The following is an 18,792-nucleotide window of genomic DNA, read 5'->3' as shown; positions in this document are numbered from 1 at the left end:
TTACCGCCGAGCGGCTGCTGGGTGATCATGGAGTACGGGCCGGTCGACCGGGCGTGGATCTTGTCGTCGACCAGGTGGAGCAACTTCAGGATGTAGATGTAGCCGACCGAGATGGGGTGCGGGAAAGGCTCCCCCGACCGGCCGTCGAACAGCCGTGCCTTGCCGCTGACGCCGACCATGCGCTCGCCGTCGCGGTTGAGCAGCGTGTTGTCGAGCAGGCCGGTGAGCTCCTCCTCGTGGGCACCGTCGAACACCGGGGTGGCGACGTTGGTGCGCGGCGCGACCTGGCCGAAGCCCTTGTCGCGGAGCCGCTCGGCCCAGGCCTCCTGCACGCCGGTGATGTCCCACCCCCTGGCGGCGATCCACCCGAGGTGGGTCTCCAGCACCTGGCCGACGTTCATACGGCCGGGCACGCCCAGGGGGTTGAGGATGATGTCCACCGGAGTGCCGTCCTCGAGGAACGGCATGTCCTCCACCGGGAGGATCTTGGAGATGACGCCCTTGTTGCCGTGACGCCCCGCCAGCTTGTCCCCGTCGGTGATCTTGCGCTTCTGGGCCACGTACACCCGGACCAGCTCGTTCACGCCGGGGGGGAGCTCGTCGCCCTCCTCGCGGCTGAACACGCGGACGCCGATGACCTTGCCCATCTCGCCGTGCGGCACCTTCAGCGAGGTGTCACGCACTTCGCGGGCCTTCTCACCGAAGATCGCGCGCAGCAGGCGCTCCTCGGGGGTCAGCTCGGTCTCGCCCTTGGGCGTGACCTTGCCGACCAGGATGTCGCCGGGCACGACCTCGGCGCCGATGCGGATGATGCCGCGCTCGTCCAGGTCGGCCAGGACCTCCTCGGAGACGTTCGGGATGTCCCGGGTGATCTCCTCAGGGCCCAGCTTGGTGTCGCGGGCGTCGACCTCGTGCTCCTCGATGTGGATCGAGGAGAGCACGTCGTCCTGCACCAGACGCTGCGACAGGATGATCGCGTCCTCGTAGTTGTGCCCCTCCCACGGCATGAACGCCACGAGCAGGTTCTTACCGAGGGCCATCTCACCGGTGTCGGTGCACGGGCCGTCGGCGACGACCTGGTTCACCTCGACGCGGTCGCCCTCGCGGACGATCGGCTTCTGGTTGAAGCAGGTGCCCTGGTTGGAGCGCTTGAACTTCGCCACGCGGTAGGTCGTCCGCGTGCCGTCGTCGTTCATGACGGTGACGTAGTCGGCCGAGACCTCCTCGACGACCCCCGCCTTCTCGGCGGTGATGACGTCGCCGGCGTCGGTCGCGGCGCGGTACTCCATGCCGGTGCCGACCAGCGGGGCCTCGCTCTTGAGCAGCGGCACCGACTGGCGCTGCATGTTGGAGCCCATGAGCGCGCGGTTGGCGTCGTCGTGCTCCAGGAACGGGATCATCGCGGTCGCCACGGACACCATCTGGCGTGCCGAGACGTCCATGTAGTCGACCTCGTTCGGCCGGATGAACTCGACCTCGCCGCCCTTACGGCGGACCAGGACGCGGTCCTCGGCGAACTGGCCGTCGGCCTCGAGCGGGGTGTTCGCCTGGGCGATGACGTGCCTGTCCTCCTCGTCGGCGGTCAGGTAGTCGATGTCCTCGGTGACGCGGCCCGCCACGACCTTGCGGTAGGGGGTCTCGACGAAGCCGAACGAGTTGACGCGGCCGAAGGACGACAGCGAGCCGATCAGGCCGATGTTCGGGCCTTCCGGCGTCTCGATCGGGCACATCCGGCCGTAGTGGGACGGGTGCACGTCGCGGACCTCGAAGCCGGCCCGCTCACGGGACAGACCGCCCGGGCCCAGCGCGGACAGACGCCGCTTGTGCGTCAGGCCGGCCAGCGGGTTGGTCTGGTCCATGAACTGCGACAGCTGGGAGGTGCCGAAGAACTCCTTGATCGACGCCACGACCGGGCGGATGTTGATCAGGGTCTGCGGCGTGATCGCCTCGACGTCCTGGGTGGTCATCCGCTCGCGGACCACGCGCTCCATACGGGCCAGGCCCAGGCGGACCTGGTTCTGGATGAGCTCGCCGACCGTGCGCAGGCGCCGGTTGCCGAAGTGGTCGATGTCGTCGGTCTCGACGACGATCTCGCCGTTCGACCCGGGCATCGAGGTCTCGGCGGCGTGCAGCCGCACGATGTACTCGATGGTGGCGACGATGTCCTCTTCGGTCAGCGTCCCCTGGTTGATCTCGGCGTCGACACCGAGCTTCTTATTGATCTTGTAACGGCCGACCTTGGCCAGGTCGTAGCGCTTGTGGTTGAAGTACAGGTTCTCCAGCAGCGTCTGGGCCGACTCCTTGGTCGGAGGCTCACCCGGGCGCAGCTTGCGGTAGATGTCCAGCAACGCGTCGTCCTGGCCGGAGGTGTGATCCTTCTCCAGGGTGGCGCGCATCGACTCGTACTGGCCGAAACGCTCGAGGATCTGCTCGCTGGTCCAGCCCAGCGCCTTGAGCAGGACCGTGACGGCCTGCTTGCGCTTGCGGTCGATGCGCACACCGACGCTGTCCCGCTTGTCGATCTCGAACTCGAGCCAGGCACCGCGCGAGGGGATCACCTTGCAGCCGTACAGGTCCTTGTCGGAGGTCTTGTCGACCGACCGGTCGAAGTAGACGCCCGGGGAGCGCACCAGCTGCGAGACGACGACACGCTCGGTGCCGTTGATGATGAAGGTGCCCTTCGAGGTCATGAGCGGGAAGTCGCCCATGAACACGGTCTGGCTCTTGATCTCGCCTGTGGTGTTATTGATGAACTCCGCCGTGACGAACATCGGGGCGGAGTAGGTCATGTCCTTGTCTTTGCACTCATCGACTGAGTACTTGGGAGGCTCGAACCGGTGGTCGCGGAACGACAAGGACATCGTTCCGGAGAAGTCCTCGATGGGACTGATCTCCTCAAAGATCTCTTCGAGACCGGACTGGGCCGGAACGTCCTTGCGCCCGGCCTGGCGAGCCGCTTCGACCCGCGACCGCCATTTCTCGTTGCCGAGCAGCCAGTCGAAGGACTCGGTCTGCAGGGCGAGAAGATCGGGAACTTCGAGCGGCTCCTGAATGCGCGCGAAAGATACGCGGCGGGGACCAGCGGGTACGGCGAAGGCGTTGCGCGAGGCTGCCAACAGATGTCCTTCCGAGGGCTCGCGGACTGACTACACGCACGCCAGACGACCATGCATCAAAGTTACCTAGAGAAGCGGGTCGTCAAAGGGCAGCGCAAAGGGGCAGTGTAGCCGATGGGCATACACCTGTCCACTTCAGTCTCGCTCTGCGCTCCACGTTGGACGCAGCATCGCCCGTCAGCGGCGAAACGTCAAGCCCGTGAAGCCGGATTCGAGTGAACCCATGGCCGTCACGCTGGGTTTTCTTCCCCTCGGGAGACTGAGCGGCCAGCCGGATCCAGACGATACCCGCGAAGGTGATCGGCTAACGCTCAGTGACACGGAGGGTCGAAGGCTTACCGCCCCACGACGCTGTCGTGCCGTTTGTCATCCCCTGCACTGCGTTCCGCAAACCCAAGCTTTACTAACAATTTAATAACGCGCCACGCCGGTTCCTGTCCAGAGCCCTGGTCAGGAGATCCTCATCCGTTGGGAGCGTTGCCGATCAGCGTGGACAACTCGGACACCAGCCAGTGGCCTTGGCCTCTGACCAGCACGAACCGGGCGCGGTTCTGAACGACCTGCTTTTGGGGTTGCTTCTCGCCCGGGAACACCTTGGTCGTTCCCATGTTCATGAACAGCAACACCTGAACGCGGTCGGGAGTCGCCGATTCCACCGCCGCGGCGGCCACGACCGCCTGCTGGACGGTCTGCTGCCGCCTCACCTCCGGCGCCAGCACCGTCGCCAGCTCGCGGTAGTGGTCGGCGAGGTCGCCGGTGGCGTATCCTCGCGCCCGCGCGAGGTCGGCGTCGATGGTGCGGTAGTCGTAGGAGAGCATGTCGGGCGCGAACGTGCGGGCGGCCGCCAGGGCCGCCGCCGCCGAGGACTCGCTGTCGCGCAGCTCGCGCAGGCGGAGATGGCCGACCGCCGCCAGAACCGCCAGAACGGCCGCCAGAAGCCCGAGCAGCACGACGGCGGCAATGTGGCCTCGGGAGCGCCGAGGACGCCGCGGACCGCCTTCCAGGGGCTCCAGAGCCCGCTCGCCCGTCATGTGACCTGCTCCAGCTTCGAGACCCACCACGCCGCCCCGAGCTTGGTGACCTGGATGCTCCAGCGGTAGTAGCGGTCCTGGGGAGGGGTTTTGGCGCCGTCCCAGCGGATCACCGAGTCGGCCACCACCAGCACGCGCGCCGAGCGCCGCAGCGCGTCGATCGAGACCAGGCCGGCCGCGCGCACCACCCCGGTCTGCACCGCGTGGTTCAGCCGGGTCGCCGCCTTCAGCCGTTCGGCGTCCCTGGCGTAGTCGACCTTGGCCTCGCCCGTGGAGGTGGCCAGGACCCGGTCCACGTCACGGTCGACCGTGCGGTAGTCCACGGCCATCAGGGTCAGGGCGTAGCGCTCGGCGGCCTGGACGGCGGCCATGCGGTCGCGGGCGGCCGACCGCGCGTCGTCGAGGTCGCCGCCGACGCGGATCCAGGCGGTGCCGAGGACGGCGATCAGCACGAGGAGCAGCACGACGACCAGGGGAAAACGCGATCTCCGAGGGGATCGAGCCGCGTGGAGCGCCACCAGTTCCCCCCAATCGTCCGGTGGCCGCCGCGCGGCGCCACGGGGACACGGGCGCGCTCGGGGGCGGAGGCCAACCGGTCAGCCGGTCGCCGGATCATAACCCGGTATAAAGATCCACATCGGCGATCATCCGCTTTCCGGGCAAACCAAAAGGGACGGCCACCCGGCACCTGGGTGGACCGCCCCTTTTGGTGTGGAGCTTCAGACGCGAGAGGTCACTTGACGGTGACGGTGGCGCCGGCGCCCTCCAGGGCGGCCTTGGCCTTCTCCGCGGCTTCCTTGTTGACCTTCTCCAGCAGCGCCTTGGGGGCACCGTCGACGAGGTCCTTGGCCTCCTTGAGGCCCAGGCTCGTGAGCGCGCGGACCTCCTTGATGACCTGGATCTTCTTGTCGCCTGCGGCCTCGAGGATGACGTCGAACTCGTCCTGCTCCTCGACCTCCTCGGCGGCGGCGCCTCCGCCGGCCGGGCCGGCAGCGGCGACGGCGACCGGGGCGGCGGCCTTGACGTCGAAGGTGTCCTCGAAGAGCTTCACGAAGTCGGAGAGCTCAAGAAGGGTCATCTCCTTGAACGCGTCGAGCAGCTCGTCGGTGCTGAGCTTCGCCATGGTGGTGGTTCCTCCGTATTAAGTGCAAAACTTGGAAACTGACCGCGGTATGCGCCTGAATCCCCTGATGTGGTCGCTTTCGCGCCCGACCTACTCGCCGGCCTCGTCGCTGGGCGCCGCGTCCGCGGGCTCGGCTCCGCCGGTCTCATCGCGCTTGACGCGCAGAGCCTCGACGAGCCGGGCCATGGTGGTGGGCAGCGCGGCGAACGTGGCGGCGGCCTGAGACTGCTTCGCCTTCATCGCGCCGGCCAGCTTCGCCAGCAGGACCTCGCGCGACTCCAGGTCGGCGAGCGTCGAGATCTCAGCCGGGGTCATCGACTTGCCGTCGACGACACCACCCTTGATGATCAGGAGGGGATTGGCCTTGGCGAAGTCACGCAGACCCTTGGCCGCCTCGACCACGTCGCCGTTGACGAACGCGATCGCTGTCGGACCCTGGAACAGGTCGTCCAGGGAGGTGACCCCGGCCTCGTTGGCCGCGATCTTGGACAGCGTGTTCTTCGCCACGGCGAACTTCGCATTCCCACCGAGAGTGGTGCGCAGCTGCTTGAGCTGCGCCACGGTGAGACCGCGGTACTCGGTCAGGACAGCGGCGTTCGAGCTCTCGAAGTTGTCCTTGAGCTCGGCTACCGCGGTCGCCTTTTCCGCCCTCGCCATGGGCCTCCTTCCAGATGTGCCACCGGCGAAGGGCCCAGGGACTCCCGAGAAAGAGAACAAGCCCCGGCGCGGGCGCACGGGGCTCTCATACGGACGAAATCAACCATCCAGATGGAACTCACATCACACCTACGCGGGCCGTCCACTCTGGTGGATCCTTGGGCCACTGAGCCATTAGCAGCTCAGCGACGACCGGCGGTCTTCGGCGTTAACACTGTACGGGTACTTTCCGCCCGGCGCCAAATCGGGGCACCGGACAGGCCGGCGCGTCCCCCGCGATCGGGCCGCGGGGGACGCGCCCCCCCGGCCCCAACCGGGGCCCCCCCCCCCGGGGGGCCCCCCCCCCGGGGGGGGGGGGGGGGGGACGCGCCGGAGGGTCAGCTCGCGGTGCCGGTGGCGCCCAGGCCGTCCAGGCCCTTCATGTCACCGAGGTTGTCGGGCAGGTCGCCCACCTGGTCGGCGGGCGGCGCCGTGACCTCGGCGGACTCGTTGAAGGCGGTGAACAGCGAGGTCAGCTTGAAGGTGCCCTCGCCGGCGCCCCCGTTCATCTCGACCTTGCGCGGCAGGCTCTGCGCGTCGATCCAGGCGTCGAACTTCATGTCCTTGACGTTGGTGAGCTGGCCCTGCAGCTTCTGCTGCAGCTCGGGGGTGAGCTGCTTGACGGCCTCGGCCACGGTGAACGTGCCCTTGTAGTGCGTCGTGCCGACGCCGCCCACGGTCTCCTGGCCCACCTGGACGACGTCCTTGGAGGTGGTCAGCATCTTCACGCTGCTCTGCAGGTCCATCTGCTGGGCCTGGCTGAGGAACTGGCCGACGTCGACGCCGGCGCTCTGGCCCGCCTTGGCGAGGTCGATCTTGATCCACGGCTTGGCGCTGCCCATGAGCTTGGTGAGCAGGTCGACCTTCACGTACGCCGTCTGGCCGAGAAGGATCACCCGCACGCCGCCGGGGACGTTCTGCCCGCTGACGTCGATCTGGTCGAGCGTCACGTCGGAGGCGACCTGGGGCTTCTGGTGGTAGACCATGGTGCCCTTGACCGACCCGGCGCCCTCCTTGGGGGCGGAGAAGTCCAAGGCGAGCTGAGCGGTGTACGAGTCGACGGTCTCGGTGTTCTTGGCGCTCTGCTGCAGCGTCTCGGCCGCCGAGAGCTGCACCGCGCCGAGCGATGTGGTGCCCTGCTGAGTGGTCTGGCCGCATGCTGATACCGCGATCAGCATGGCCGAGCCCACGGCCGCCATCGCGGGTGTCATTCGACGCTTCACTTGGTATCCCTTCGTATCCCCCGGAATTGCTTCCGAGCCTACGTTCCGGCACTACCCCGTGCGGGGGCTTATGCTCATCGGTTCGGCCGCCCCGGGTGCGGCGACATGGGGCAAAACGGCCTCCACCAGCGGAGAACGCGTCGCAAAGGAATGTGAAAAAGGGCCCTCGCCAGGAAGGCGAAGGCCCTTTTCACGATCTGCCGGCCGCCGGGATTCCCGTCGCCCCGCAGGGGGCCGGAACCCCGATGTCCGAAATCAGGCGTCGAGCTCGGCGGTGATGCCCCGCGTCACGTTCGGGTCGACCGGAATGCCGGGGCCCATGGACGTGGAGAACGTCACCTTCTTGAGGTAGCGCCCCTTGGCCGCGGACGGCTTGAGACGGATGACCTCGTCGAGCGCGGCCGCGTAGTTCTCCAGGAGCTGACGCTCGGGGAACGACACCTTGCCGATGATGAAGTGGAGGTTCGCGTGCCGGTCGACCCGGAACTCGATCTTTCCACCCTTGATCTCGGTCACGGCCTTGGCCACGGCCGGCGTGACGGTGCCGGTCTTGGGGTTCGGCATGAGACCACGGGGACCGAGCACGCGGCCGAGGCGGCCGACCTTGCCCATGAGGTCCGGCGTGGCCACGACGGCGTCGAACTCGTTGAGGCGGTTGCCCTTGGCGATCTCTTCGATCAGCTCGTCGGCGCCGACGATGTCGGCGCCCGCGGCGCGGGCCTCCTCGGCACGGTCACCGGTCGCGAAGACCAGGACCCGGGCGGTCTTGCCGGTGCCGTGCGGGAGGTTGACGGTGCCACGGACCATCTGGTCGGCCTTGCGGGGGTCGACGCCCAGCCGCAGTGCCACCTCGACGGTCGCGTCGAACTTGGTGACCGAGGTGCCCTTGGCCAGCTTCGCCGCGTCGACCGGCGCGTACAGCTGCTCGCTGTCGATCGACTCGGCGGCCTTGCGGTAGCCCTTGCTGCGCTTCACGTTTCTCTCCTTGTGGAGTATGTGGTCATGGGCCAGCGCCTGGCCCTCCCACGGTCTGCTTTGGGTCAGTCGGCGATCGTGATGCCCATCGACCGGGCGGTGCCGGCGATGATCTTCTCGGCGGCCTCGATGTCGTTGGCGTTGAGGTCGGGCATCTTGGTCTCGGCGATCTGGCGGAGCTGCTCCTTGGTGAGCTTGCCCACCTTGTCGCGGAGCGGGTTCGCGCTGGCCTTGTCGAGACCCGCGGCCTTCTTGATCAGCTCAGGCGCCGGCGGCGTCTTCGTGATGAAGGTGAAGCTGCGGTCCTCGAAGATGGTGATCTCGACGGGGATGATGTTGCCCCGCTGCGCCTCGGTCGCGGCGTTGTACTGCTTGACGAAGTCCATGATGTTGACGCCGTGGGGACCGAGGGCGGTACCGACCGGCGGCGCGGGCGTGGCCTGACCAGCGGGAAGCTGGACCTTCACCAGGGACGCGATCTTCTTCTTAGGAGGCATTGTCCTACTCCGGGTCCTTAACTCCTACGGAACTCCCACTGAGGTGGGAGCCCCCGGGGCATGCGACGGCCAGGGCGGCCATGCTTTCCCGGGGATACCCCCACAGGCCGCGCTGGGCTGACCCGTGGGGACGACTTATCAGTGTATGCGGGCCACGGGAGCACCGGGACCGGGTTGTCGTCAGATCTTGGAGACCTGGTTGAACGAGAGCTCGACCGGGGTCTCACGGCCGAAGATCGAGACGAGCACCTTGAGCTTCTGCGACTCGGCGCTGATCTCGCTGACCGTGGCGGGCAGGGTGGCGAACGGGCCGTCCATGACCGTGACGGACTCGCCGACCTCGAAGTCGACGGTCGCGGCGGCGGCCTTGGCGGCGGTCGTCTTGGCCTGCTCGGTCGGCTCCGGCGCGAGGAGCTTGGCGACCTCGTCGATGCTCAGCGGGCTGGGCCGGTTGGACAGGCCCACGAACCCGGTCACACCCGGCGTGTTGCGCACCGCGGACCAGGACTCGTCGGTCAGTTCCATGCGCACCAGCACGTACCCGGGGAGCACGCGCTCCTTGACCGGGGTGCGCTTGCCGCCCTTGATCTCGGTGACGGTGTGGACCGGCACCTCGACCTGGAAGAGGTAGTCCTCCATGTTCAGGGACTGGGTGCGGGTCTCGATGTTGGACTTCACGCGGTTCTCGTAACCGGCGTAGGAGTGGATGACGTACCACTCGCCGGGAAGGCCGCGCATCGTCCGCTTGAACTCGTCGACGGGATCGACGTCGGGGATGAGGTCACCGTCTTCGTCAACGGCGGGAGCCTCGGCTACCTCGCCGGACTCCTCGGCATCACCGGAGGCGCCGGCGTCGCCGGACTCGTCGGTCTCACCGGAGACCTCGGCGGTGCCGGGCTCTTCGGTGGTCTCGACCGCCTCTTCCGGCTCGCCCTCCCACTCATCGTGGGATGCGCCAGCCGACAGTGGGGACTCGGACACGGTGACTCTTTCTTCTCTCGTCGATGGGGCGATCTTCTGCCGCCCGGTCGTGGGCGGCTGTCGCGTGGCGGCCGGCTCAGGCTCCGCCGAAGACCGCCAGCACACCCTTCGTGAGCAAGAAGTCTATCCCGGACACGAGCCCGACCATGATCAGGACGAAGACGAGGACCACCGTGGTGTAAGAGATCAGATCCTTGCGCGTCGGCCAGATCACCTTGCGAAGCTCGGCGACCACCTGCCGGTAGAAAAGTGCGGGAGAGGTGCGCTTCTTAACGGCCTGGCCGGACGGCTTGCTCGGCCTGTCAGCGGCCTCGCCGCGCGTGTCGATCGCCACAGTCCTCACCTGATCCGTCGTTCCTACGCAACTTTCGGCGGCATACACGCCATCGGTGCGCGGACCGCACTCCGCAGGGCACGAGGGACTCGAACCCCCAACCGCCGGTTTTGGAGACCGGTGCGCTACCAATTGCGCTAGTGCCCTATGCCGTGAACCACCTTACCCCGAGCAGCCGGGGGCGCGTCGCTCACTAGTTGCAGAAGTGTACGGGGGAATGCGCCTCACGTCGAACCAACTCGTCTGCCACGTCACGGCATTCTCGCCCTTGTCCACATCATGGATATGCGGCGGCAGCGGTCCGAGACGTCTGGAAACATGGAAGGCATGACCCGTCCTCGCATCTCAGCGCGCATATCCGCGATCTCCGAGTCCGCCACTCTGGCCGTGGACGCCAAGGCCAAGGCGATGAAGGCGGACGGTCGCCCGGTCATCGGCTTCGGCGCCGGCGAGCCCGACTTCCCGACGCCCGACTACATCGTCGCCGCCGCCGTCGAGGCCTGCGGGAACCCCAGGTTCCACAAGTACACCCCGGCGGGCGGCCTTCCAGAGCTCAAGCAGGCCATCGCCGACAAGACCCGGCGCGACTCCGGCCTGGAGGTCGAGGCGTCGCAGGTCCTGGTCACCAACGGGGGCAAGCAGGCCGTCTACGAGGCGTTCGCCACCCTGCTCGACCCCGGTGACGAGGTCCTGGTCGTCGCCCCCTACTGGACGACCTATCCCGAGGCCGTCAAGCTCGCCGGCGGCGTCCAGGTCGACGTCGTGACCGACGAGACCACCGGCTACCTCGCCTCTGTCGAGCAGCTGGAGGCGGCGCGCACCGACCGCACCAAGGTCCTGCTGTTCGTCTCCCCGTCCAACCCCACCGGCGCGGTGTACTCCCCCGAGCAGGTCGGGGAGATCGGCCGCTGGGCCGCCGGGCACGGCCTGTGGGTGGTCACCGACGAGATCTACGAGCACCTCGTCTACGGCGAGGCGACCTTCACCAGCATCGCGACCGCCGTGCCCGAGCTGCGGGACCGCGTGGTCATCCTCAACGGCGTCGCCAAGACCTACGCCATGACCGGCTGGCGGGTGGGCTGGATGATCGGGCCCAAGGACGTGATCAAGGCCGCGACCAACCTGCAGTCGCACGCCACCTCCAACGTCTCCAACGTCGCCCAGGCCGCCGCCCTGGCGGCCGTCACGGGCGACCTGTCGGCCGTGGCGGCCATGCGCGAGGCGTTCGACCGGCGCCGCCAGACCATGGTCCGCATGCTGAACGACATCCCCGGCGTGGTCTGCCCCGAGCCGTTCGGCGCCTTCTACGTCTACCCCTCGATCAAGGGAGTCCTGGGCAAGGAGATCCGCGGCAGGCGCCCGGCGACGTCGGCCGAGCTGGCCGAGCTGATCCTGGAGGAGGCCGAGGTCGCGCTGGTCCCGGGCGAGGCGTTCGGCACCCCTGGCTACTTCCGCCTGTCGTACGCGCTCGGCGACGACGACCTCGTCGAGGGCGTCAGCCGCATCGCAAAGCTCCTCGCCGAGGCGCACTGATCCGGGCTCTCCCCGCGATTCCGGCCCTGTCCGGACATCGCGTGAAACGTTCGGACACAGCAGGCCCGGGGCACGCCGCCCCGGGCCTTCTTGTACCGCCGTACCGCCGTACCGCCGTATCGCCGTATCGCCTGGAACCTCCGTGCGCGTCCGACCTCCGTGCGCGCGGACCGACGCGTGGAGCGTCCCGTTCGCGGTCAGTCCGTCACGCCGACCCCGTTGGCGATCTTCTTGAGCTCACGCCGGGTGTCCTTGGCGCCGAGTCTTTCCGCCAGGACCGGGCTGATCATGACCTCGATCGCCAGGTCCCGCTTGGGGAACCACACGATCGTCGGCGTTCCGCTGTTGTCCTCGGTGACCTCCGACCCCTCCCCGAGCGCGGCGAGCGCGCCTTCGGCCCCGTGGACGGAGACGCGGCGCTCAGAGGCGGCGCGGTAGGTCCGCAGCAGGGGCTTGACGCGCTGCGCGGCCTGGCCCTCGAAGACGACGACCTGCACGCCGTACACGCCGTCCTTGGCGCCCGGCTCGTCGAACGTGGTCGTGTAACTGGTCACGCCGAATCCATTTTTGCCCGACCATCCACCCCATTTGAGGAAGTCGGGCAGATAGCCCAGCCGGATGCCGCCGAACTCCCGCCCGTCCCCCAGGTCGCCGAGATCCTGCGGCATGCCCGTCGGCCGGTCGTTCGGGGCGGCGGTGAACGCGTCGCTGGGCATCGGCTCGGGCGAGGCCATGTCCACCCCGTCCGGAGGGCTCTCCGACGGCACCCCCGGAGAGAAGCCGGTCGTCGGATCCCCCGACGGCACCCCCGGGGTGAAGCCGGTCGTCGGGTCCCCCGACGGTGTGACGGGCGGAGCGTCCGAGGGCGGGACGAGCGATGCGTCCGAGGGCGGGACGGCCGGCTCCGTCGGCCCGGCGGCCGGGCCTCCCCCGAGCGAGGACGGCCCTGAGGTCAGCGCCGTGTAGGCGGGGAAGGCGCCCGCGACGACCACGGTGAGCGCCGCCGCGCCCGCCGTGCGGAACCGGACCACGTGCGAGCGGTGCCTGCGGCGTACGGCCGCGCCCATCATCGCGGGCGCGCGCACATCGGCGACGCGGGCCGCCATGGCTTCCTTGAGCTCTTCCTCGATGCTCATACCGACATTCCCTTCAGGGCGCCGACGCGCGCCCGCATCCTGGCCAGACCCCGTGCGGCCTGGCTCTTCACCGTTCCGAGCGAGCACCCGAGCAGGGCGGCCGTCTCGATCTCGGAAAGGTCCTCCCAGTAGCGCAGGACGACGACGGCGCGCATCCGCGCGGGAAGCCGCCGCAGCTCCTCCAGCAGGGCGTCCCGCAGGTCGAGATCGGACTGCGGGGCCTCGGTCTCAGGGGGGCGCGCGAAGGTGATCTCGTTGATCACCTTGCGGCGCCGGGACCGGGAGATCGCGGCGTTGACCACCACCCGCCGCGCGTACGCCTCCGGCGTGCCGGATCCTCGGCCAGTGCCGGTAGACCTTCTCCAGGGCGCCCTGCGCCAGGTCCTCGGCGTCGTGCGCCGACGCGCCGCAGACGAGGATGGCCGTGCGGAGCAGAGCCGTGCTCCGGGCGGCCAGGAACTCGTCGAAGGCCGCTTCGTCTTCTTCCGTCATGGCAGGTCCCCTTTCGCCCCTCCCAACGCACCAAGGTGCGCGGAGGTTGAGTGGCGGAGTCGCCGACGGCGCGCGGATGGCATACGGCAGGATATGGAGATGGCACGCCCGCTCGACGAACTCCCAAAAGCCCACCTCCACCTGCACTTCACCGGATCCATGCGGCATTCGACCCTTCTGGAGCTCGCGCGGGACCAGGGACTGCACCTGCCGGACGCGCTGGTGCAGGACTGGCCGCCCCGGCTGCGGGCGACGGACGAACGGGGCTGGTTCCGCTTCCAGCGGCTGTACGACATCGCGCGCTCGGTCCTGCGGCGCGAGGCGGACGTGTACCGGCTGCTGCGCGAGGCCGCCGAGGACGAGGCGGCCGAGGGGTCGCGGTGGCTGGAGATCCAGGTCGACCCCTCCGGGTACGCCTCGCGCTTCGGCGGGCTCACCGCGACGCTGGAGCTGGTGCTCGACGCGGCGGGCAAGGCGGGCAGGTCGGCGGGCGTCGGCATCGGCGTGGTCGTGGCGGCCAACCGCACCCGGCACCCGCTGGACGCCAAGACCCTCGCCCGCCTGGCCACGCAGTACGCCGACAAGGGCGTCGTCGGCTTCGGGCTGTCCAACGACGAGCGCCGCGGCCGGGCGCGGGACTTCGACGGGGCGTTCCGCATCGCCAAGCGCGCGGGGCTGCTCGCCGTGCCGCACGGCGGCGAGCTGTCGGGGGCGGCGAGCATCGCCGAGTGCGTGGACGACCTGGACGCCGACCGCATCGGCCACGGCATCCGGGCCGCGGAGTCCGAGCGGCTGATGGAACGGCTCGCGGACCGTCAGATCGCCTGCGAGGTGTGCCCGACGTCCAACGTGGGGCTCGGCGTCGCCGAGCGCATCGCCGACGTGCCGGTGAAGCGGCTGTTCGACGCGGGGGTGCCGATCGCGCTCGGCGCCGACGACCCGCTGCTGTTCGGGGCGCGGCTCCTGCCCCAGTACGAGCTGGCGCGCGACGTCTACGGCTTTCGCGACGCGGAGGTGGCCGAGCTGGCCCGCCAGTCGATCCGGGCCTCGACGGCGCCGGAGGCGGCCAAGAAGGAGATGCTGACGGCCATCGACTCCTGGCTCGCCACCGAAAGCTGAGGCCGCTCCGGCGAGACCACGTGGTCCCGCGAGAGCCGAACCGCACCTCACGATCCCCGGAGCCGGGTCCCTGGCCCGGCACCGACAGCGTCCCGCGAGACCCCGGAACGGACGAACGCCCGGCGGAGTGGGGGTTCTCCGCCGGGCGTCCGCCTGGCCGTGGCCGTCCGGTGGGCGGCGCGCCCGCCCACCGGAGGCCGATCACTGGGAGTGGATGTAGACCTCGTCGAAGACCTCGGCGAGCTTGGAGAGGTCCTGCGTGATCCCCTTCTCGGGGTCGCTGGCGTCGAAGGTGACCGACAGGCGGCCGAGTCCCTTGCGCGCCTGCAGTGCCTTCCACATGGTGTTCGTCGCCAGGCCCTGGTCCAGGAGCCGCCAGGTGCTCCCGTCCCACTCCTGCCGGTGGGTCCACAGCATGACCGTCTGCACGCCCGCCTGCAGGGGCAGGTCGACGCGCAGCTTGGCGGCGGCCTCGGCCTGGGCGGCGGTCAGCTTGTTGGCGCCGCTGTGGGCCAGGCCCACCTCTCTGGCCCCGATGTGGACCCGGGTGTCCCAGCCTCGGGCGCGGATCGCGATCCACTGGTTGCGCAGCGCCTTGTCGGCGGTGATCTTGTACTTGGCGTACTCGCTGGCGAACAGGCCGCTGGAGACGTTGACGTGGTCGACGTCGCCGGTCAGCACGTACTTCTCGACGTTGGACCGGGTGATCAGCGGGTACTTGCCGCGCAGCGCGGCCTGGCAGGGCTCCGACACCCCGCAGCCCATCTCGGGCACCACGACGTCGACCGCGAGCTGCTTGCCGGCCGGCATCGCCGCGCGCAGGGCGGCGGAGGAGTCCTTGACGAACTTGCGGACGTCGGTGGCGGACTTGAAGCCCCAGTAGCCGAGGTCCTGGGCGAACTTCACGCCCACGACGCCGGGCCTGCTCGCCTGCGCGGCCATGGAGGCGACCGCGGCGTCGAACTGGTCCTTGCCGGCCGTCCACGCGGGGGCCAGCTCGCTTTCGATCCACACCCGCATGCCGAGCTTGACCGCCGTGGCGGCGGCCTTGCCGGTGGCGTCGTTCGGGGCGGCGATTGGCTTCTTGGAGGCGGTCGGGGTGGCGCTCGGCTCGGGGTCGGCCGGGGCGCTGGGCTCGGGCTCGGCGGACGCGGTCGGCGCGGGGTCGCCGGCGCTGGCGCTCGGGGTGGCGACCTCCTGGGTGCCCTCGGGGGCCGTGGAGGTCTCGACCATCGGGGCCTGGCTGCCCTGCGGTGCGGTGCTCGGCTGTCCGCTTGAGTTGGGCTGGTTACGGCGGTTGGTCTGGTTCTGCGTGGTGTTCTGGTCCTGGTTCTGGCTCACCGGCTGGTCCTCGGCCTGCGGATCACCGACGGTCGAGGGGACCGCGCTGGCGGTGGCCCGCCCGGAATTGGTCGTCGGCGCGGCCGAGGCGCTCGAACCGCCTCCCGAGCAGTCGAACTCACCGCCGAGACAGGCCTTCTCCGGCGGCTTGGTGATGTTGCCGCTGGTGTCCTTGCAGACGTACTTGCCGGCGCTCTGGTCGTACTTGCACAGCACCTGATCCTTGTCGGCGCAGTCCTGCATGCCCGGGCCCTTGTTGCCCGCGTCGGTGCAGAACAGGACCGGCCCCGGGTAGGGCACCGCTTCCTTCAGCTTCTCGCCGTCGTTGCGTGCCCAGAAACGGACGACGTCCAGCGCGTCCTTGGGGGTCTTGGCCATCCAGGAGCAGTACATGAACTCGGGCGTACCGGTGCCTAAGATGTCGTCACACTCGCTGTTGGACACATCTGTGGCGCCAGGGTCGGCGAGTGCCATGCCGGTAGGGATGCCGATGGTCAGGGTGAAGAGCACCGCTATGAGCGCGATGATCCACTCGCGTTTGCGGAGTCGGGGCATTCGCGGTCTCTCCTCGTGAGGGGGGTCGGCTAGCAGGGTTTCGAATAGGAGATGTCCACCCCGATGGTTCCGGAGCCTTTGGTGCCTTGGTTGTCGCCCGACCAGGAGATGGACATGTAGGCCTCGCCCGTTTTGCCGCAGCCCGACACCGTGAACGAGATCGTCGAGCTCTGGCCGCTCCCGGTGCTCCCGCTGCCCGGCGAGACGATGATGTTCCTGCCCACCGCCTTCCAGGTGATCGATCCGGCGCCTGAGCGCACCGAGACCGAGCCCTGGTAGCCGCCGGACGGCACGGTCACCGACGTGCTGGACGCGGCGAAGGACGGCGGCGGCGGGGGTGGCGGAGGCGGCGGCGGCGCCGAGGTCGACTGCTTGGTCTGGGGCTGGGAGCTCTGCTTGGGCGAGGACTTGGGCGAGGAGGACGCCGTCGGGCGCGAGGTCTTGGGCGGCGGCGGCGGGTCCTTGGGCCCGTTGTTGGTCGTCGGCGACTTGGTCTTGCTCTTGGTCGGCGACGCGGTGGGGCGGGAGCTGGTGGGCGGCGGGACCACCGGCACCGAGCTCGTCGGCTGGGCCACGCCCGGCCGGGTGGCGCCAGGCAGCCTCGGCACCGTGCTGACCGGGGCGCTCGTGCCGCCGGGCGGCGGCGGGGGCGGGGAGTCGACCAGGGGCGGCAGCGAGTCGCCCGGCGTCACGACGACCGTGCCCCCCGCGGCCTCGACCTCGACGGGCTTGCCGCCGCTGGGGTTGAACAGCAGCGACCAGATGACCGCCGTCGAGGCGACCGACACCAGCGTCACCAGGCCGACGCGTCCCCATCGGATCCGGCTCTCGGGGTCGTCGGCCTCGGGGTCGGGCTCCCAGAACTCCGGCGGCGGCTTGGCGCCCGCGGGCCGCTCGGGGGTGAAGCCCTCCTCGACCGTCAGCGGCGCCTCCGGCGGGGGCGGGTCCTCAAGGACGTCGGGCTGCACGGGGAACCCGTCGGGGTGCCAGCTCTCGGTGCGCGTCTCGGCGGCGGTGAAGGAGGAGTCGGCGCCGGCGAAGAGGTGTTCCGAGGGCGCGGGGCTGGCGAGGATGGGCATGCGCGTCATCAGGGCGGTCATGGTGACGCTGGGCGGCGCGCCCTGGCAGTCCTTGCACGAACGGACGTGCCGGCTGATGTGGGCGCGCAGCAGCCGGGTCGGCGAGTCGGCCCACGACTTCACCAGGTCGGGCAGGACCGAGCACTTCGGGGTCTCGCCCCGGGCGTCCATGACGGCGGCCAGCCACTGCTCGGCGTGCCGCCGGCCCAGCCGGGCGGCCGACTCCACCCCGTCCACCGAGATGTCCAGCACGCGGGCGACCTCGTCGGACTTCAGGCCGTGCCGCAGGGTCAGGTCGAGGATCTCGCGTTCGCGCGGTTCCAGGCAGGCGAGCACCTCGACCGCCAGCTCCGGCGATCCGCCGCGTCCCTGCCGGGCGTAGGAGCCCTTGTGTGCCACGCCGGCGAGGCGGGATTGGCTCTCCGCCCTGGCCAGGGCGTACAGCCAGGCACGCAGCCGCGTCGCGTCGTACAGCCGGTCGGTGTGGGCGACGGCCCCGTAGAGCGCGCCCACCGTCGCGGAGATAGCGTCGTCGTCGTCCAGCAATGACCGGCAGTAATCGTAGAGATGATCTCCATACTCTCGGCACAGGCGTTCCAGCGCGGCAGGATCATCCCTCCTCGACACGGGGCTCAGCTCTCCTGACATAGTTGCAAATGATAAATCTGGTACTAGCAAAGCAGTCAGAAATATACGGGAGGAAGGGCAAGAGTCTGATATCACTTTTGTTACATAACAAACTTCTATACTGTGTTGACTGCCTAGTGGTCTTTACCCACACATGAATGCACATGCAGTGACGTTCGTGGCGATGTGCACCGAGTAGCAGTCGATCCCGCGCGCACCGAGTAGCAGTCGATCACGCCCCCGGAGACGAGCATCCGTGCCAGACAACTGGGATGATCCACCCTCACCACGACGCCGTCCGCCATATGCGAAGGAATCCCCTGGAAGTGAGCCTCGGGGCGACCGGTGGCGCACGTGGGAGACCTCGATCGACATGGACGATGACGACGACGAGCCGACGCGGCGCCGGCTCGGCTACGACCGTCGCGGTCCGATAGTGGTCGGCCTGGCCCTGCTGGTCGCGGCGGGCGCCGGCCTGTGGTTCGCCTGGCCCAGCCCCTCGGACGAGGGGTCCGACGTGCCGGCGGCGATCCAGTCCCCCACCGGCCCCCGGTCCAAGGCGTCCCCGTCCGGCCTGTCCGCCGGGGTGGAGTCGCCCCCGCCGCCGCCGGCCACCGAGCCCGCGCCGAAGCGCACCAAGAGGACCACGCCTCCGATCGCCCGCCGGACGGCCCTGCCGCCTCCGCCGTCGTCCTCCAAGGCGCCTTCGCCGAAGGCCTCGGTCAAGCCGAGCAAGAGCGCGCGCCCCCAGACGGGCCCGACCGCTCCCCCGCCACCGCCGTCCTCGTCCAAGCCGACGTCCGCCCCCTCGACCAAGCCCCCGGCGAGCGACGACACCCAGACCGGCCCCACCCTTCCCCCGCCCCCGCCGGGCGGCTGACCCGGCGGTGCCACCCGGCACGACGACCGACCCGCCGGACGTTCCGGCGCGGCG

18 protein-coding genes and 1 tRNA gene are annotated in these 18,792 nt (G+C 69.3%); 3 read left to right on the top strand and 16 right to left on the bottom strand.

Annotated features, from left to right (window positions below; genetic code table 11):
• From rpoB to NYZ98_RS27900, 11 genes are all read right to left on the bottom strand, one after another.
• On the bottom strand, positions 1-3,116 hold a 3,116-nt coding region (rpoB, locus tag NYZ98_RS27950), incomplete at its 3' end, for a DNA-directed RNA polymerase subunit beta (RefSeq protein WP_262846535.1).
• A gap of 461 nt (positions 3,117-3,577) precedes the next feature.
• Positions 3,578-4,066, bottom strand: a complete 489-nt coding sequence (locus tag NYZ98_RS27945; RefSeq protein WP_262846534.1) for a hypothetical protein — start codon at positions 4,064-4,066, stop codon at positions 3,578-3,580.
• 77 nt (positions 4,067-4,143) lie between these two features.
• On the bottom strand, positions 4,144-4,611 hold the full coding sequence (locus NYZ98_RS27940; protein WP_262846533.1) for a hypothetical protein: 468 nt from the start codon (positions 4,609-4,611) through the stop codon (positions 4,144-4,146).
• A 269-nt stretch (positions 4,612-4,880) separates the two neighbouring features.
• A complete protein-coding gene (gene rplL, locus NYZ98_RS27935) occupies positions 4,881-5,270 on the bottom strand; it encodes a 50S ribosomal protein L7/L12 (protein WP_262846532.1) in 390 nt (129 codons plus the stop codon).
• Positions 5,271-5,360: 90 nt separating this feature from the next.
• Positions 5,361-5,927, bottom strand: a complete 567-nt coding sequence (gene rplJ / locus NYZ98_RS27930; RefSeq protein WP_262846531.1) for a 50S ribosomal protein L10 — start codon at positions 5,925-5,927, stop codon at positions 5,361-5,363.
• A gap of 377 nt (positions 5,928-6,304) precedes the next feature.
• Positions 6,305-7,189, bottom strand: coding sequence for a LolA-like protein (locus NYZ98_RS27925; RefSeq protein ID WP_262846530.1), 885 nt, complete (start codon positions 7,187-7,189; stop codon positions 6,305-6,307).
• 255 nt (positions 7,190-7,444) lie between these two features.
• Positions 7,445-8,164: a 50S ribosomal protein L1 gene (rplA, locus tag NYZ98_RS27920; RefSeq protein WP_262846529.1), complete on the bottom strand. Its 720-nt coding sequence runs from the start codon at positions 8,162-8,164 to the stop codon at positions 7,445-7,447.
• Positions 8,165-8,229: 65 nt separating this feature from the next.
• Positions 8,230-8,661: a 50S ribosomal protein L11 gene (rplK, locus tag NYZ98_RS27915; protein ID WP_262846528.1), complete on the bottom strand. Its 432-nt coding sequence runs from the start codon at positions 8,659-8,661 to the stop codon at positions 8,230-8,232.
• Between the two features lie 180 nt (positions 8,662-8,841).
• A complete protein-coding gene (nusG, locus tag NYZ98_RS27910; protein WP_262846527.1) occupies positions 8,842-9,642 on the bottom strand; it encodes a transcription termination/antitermination protein NusG in 801 nt (266 codons plus the stop codon).
• Positions 9,643-9,718: 76 nt separating this feature from the next.
• Entirely contained in the window at positions 9,719-9,976 is a 258-nt protein-coding gene (gene secE / locus NYZ98_RS27905) for a preprotein translocase subunit SecE (protein WP_262846526.1), read from the bottom strand.
• 74 nt (positions 9,977-10,050) lie between these two features.
• Positions 10,051-10,123: transfer RNA gene (locus tag NYZ98_RS27900), tRNA-Trp, on the bottom strand.
• 180 nt (positions 10,124-10,303) lie between these two features.
• Here NYZ98_RS27900 and NYZ98_RS27895 point away from each other — a divergent pair.
• Positions 10,304-11,509, top strand: coding sequence for a pyridoxal phosphate-dependent aminotransferase (locus NYZ98_RS27895; RefSeq protein WP_262846525.1), 1,206 nt, complete (start codon positions 10,304-10,306; stop codon positions 11,507-11,509).
• A 197-nt stretch (positions 11,510-11,706) separates the two neighbouring features.
• Here the strand turns inward: NYZ98_RS27895 and NYZ98_RS27890 are convergent, their stop codons facing one another.
• From NYZ98_RS27890 to NYZ98_RS27880, 3 genes are read right to left on the bottom strand one after another with little or no spacing between them, the layout of a single operon-like run.
• Positions 11,707-12,645, bottom strand: a complete 939-nt coding sequence (locus NYZ98_RS27890; protein WP_262846524.1) for a hypothetical protein — start codon at positions 12,643-12,645, stop codon at positions 11,707-11,709.
• Complete coding sequence (locus tag NYZ98_RS27885) at positions 12,642-12,950, bottom strand: sigma-70 family RNA polymerase sigma factor (protein ID WP_262846523.1); 309 nt, start codon at positions 12,948-12,950, stop codon at positions 12,642-12,644. The genes NYZ98_RS27890 and NYZ98_RS27885 overlap by 4 nt, the downstream gene beginning before the upstream one ends.
• Positions 12,874-13,137 carry a SigE family RNA polymerase sigma factor gene (locus NYZ98_RS27880; RefSeq protein WP_262846522.1) on the bottom strand — a complete coding sequence of 88 codons (264 nt, stop codon included), beginning with the start codon at positions 13,135-13,137 and terminating at the stop codon, positions 12,874-12,876. The genes NYZ98_RS27885 and NYZ98_RS27880 overlap by 77 nt, the downstream gene beginning before the upstream one ends.
• Positions 13,138-13,236: 99 nt before the next feature.
• On the opposite strand from NYZ98_RS27880, the gene NYZ98_RS27875 reads away from it, so the two are divergent.
• On the top strand, positions 13,237-14,256 hold the full coding sequence (locus NYZ98_RS27875; protein ID WP_262846521.1) for an adenosine deaminase: 1,020 nt from the start codon (positions 13,237-13,239) through the stop codon (positions 14,254-14,256).
• Positions 14,257-14,457: 201 nt separating this feature from the next.
• Here NYZ98_RS27875 and NYZ98_RS27870 read toward each other — a convergent pair whose 3' ends face one another.
• Together NYZ98_RS27870 and NYZ98_RS27865 are read right to left on the bottom strand one after the other, a co-directional pair.
• A complete protein-coding gene (locus tag NYZ98_RS27870) occupies positions 14,458-16,152 on the bottom strand; it encodes a hypothetical protein (RefSeq protein ID WP_262846520.1) in 1,695 nt (564 codons plus the stop codon).
• Between the two features lie 29 nt (positions 16,153-16,181).
• On the bottom strand, positions 16,182-17,777 hold the full coding sequence (locus tag NYZ98_RS27865) for an RNA polymerase sigma factor (protein ID WP_262846519.1): 1,596 nt from the start codon (positions 17,775-17,777) through the stop codon (positions 16,182-16,184).
• Between the two features lie 454 nt (positions 17,778-18,231).
• Between NYZ98_RS27865 and NYZ98_RS27860 the strand changes: the two genes are divergently transcribed.
• Positions 18,232-18,738, top strand: coding sequence for a hypothetical protein (locus NYZ98_RS27860; RefSeq protein ID WP_262846518.1), 507 nt, complete (start codon positions 18,232-18,234; stop codon positions 18,736-18,738).
• Positions 18,739-18,792 lie beyond the last annotated feature (54 nt).

Origin of the sequence: Sphaerisporangium corydalis (assembly GCF_025506355.1) — a bacterium.
GTDB lineage: Bacteria > Actinomycetota > Actinomycetes > Streptosporangiales > Streptosporangiaceae > Sphaerisporangium > Sphaerisporangium corydalis.
This window is presented reverse-complemented; position numbering and strand designations above follow the sequence as displayed.

Bases quoted from the DNA above. Each gene is read 5' to 3' on its own strand.
- rplL (WP_262846532.1), bottom strand. From the start codon at position 5,270: ATGGCGAAGCTCAGCACCGACGAGCTGCTCGACGCGTTCAAGGAGATG.
- rplJ (WP_262846531.1), bottom strand. From the start codon at position 5,927: ATGGCGAGGGCGGAAAAGGCGACCGCGGTAGCCGAGCTCAAGGACAAC.
- rplK (WP_262846528.1), bottom strand. From the start codon at position 8,661: ATGCCTCCTAAGAAGAAGATCGCGTCCCTGGTGAAGGTCCAGCTTCCC.
- NYZ98_RS27895 (WP_262846525.1), top strand. From the start codon at position 10,304: ATGACCCGTCCTCGCATCTCAGCGCGCATATCCGCGATCTCCGAGTCC.
- NYZ98_RS27890 (WP_262846524.1), bottom strand. From the start codon at position 12,645: ATGAGCATCGAGGAAGAGCTCAAGGAAGCCATGGCGGCCCGCGTCGCC.
- NYZ98_RS27880 (WP_262846522.1), bottom strand. From the start codon at position 13,137: ATGACGGAAGAAGACGAAGCGGCCTTCGACGAGTTCCTGGCCGCCCGG.
- NYZ98_RS27875 (WP_262846521.1), top strand. From the start codon at position 13,237: ATGGCACGCCCGCTCGACGAACTCCCAAAAGCCCACCTCCACCTGCAC.
- NYZ98_RS27870 (WP_262846520.1), bottom strand. From the start codon at position 16,152: ATGCCCCGACTCCGCAAACGCGAGTGGATCATCGCGCTCATAGCGGTG.
- NYZ98_RS27860 (WP_262846518.1), top strand. From the start codon at position 18,232: ATGGACGATGACGACGACGAGCCGACGCGGCGCCGGCTCGGCTACGAC.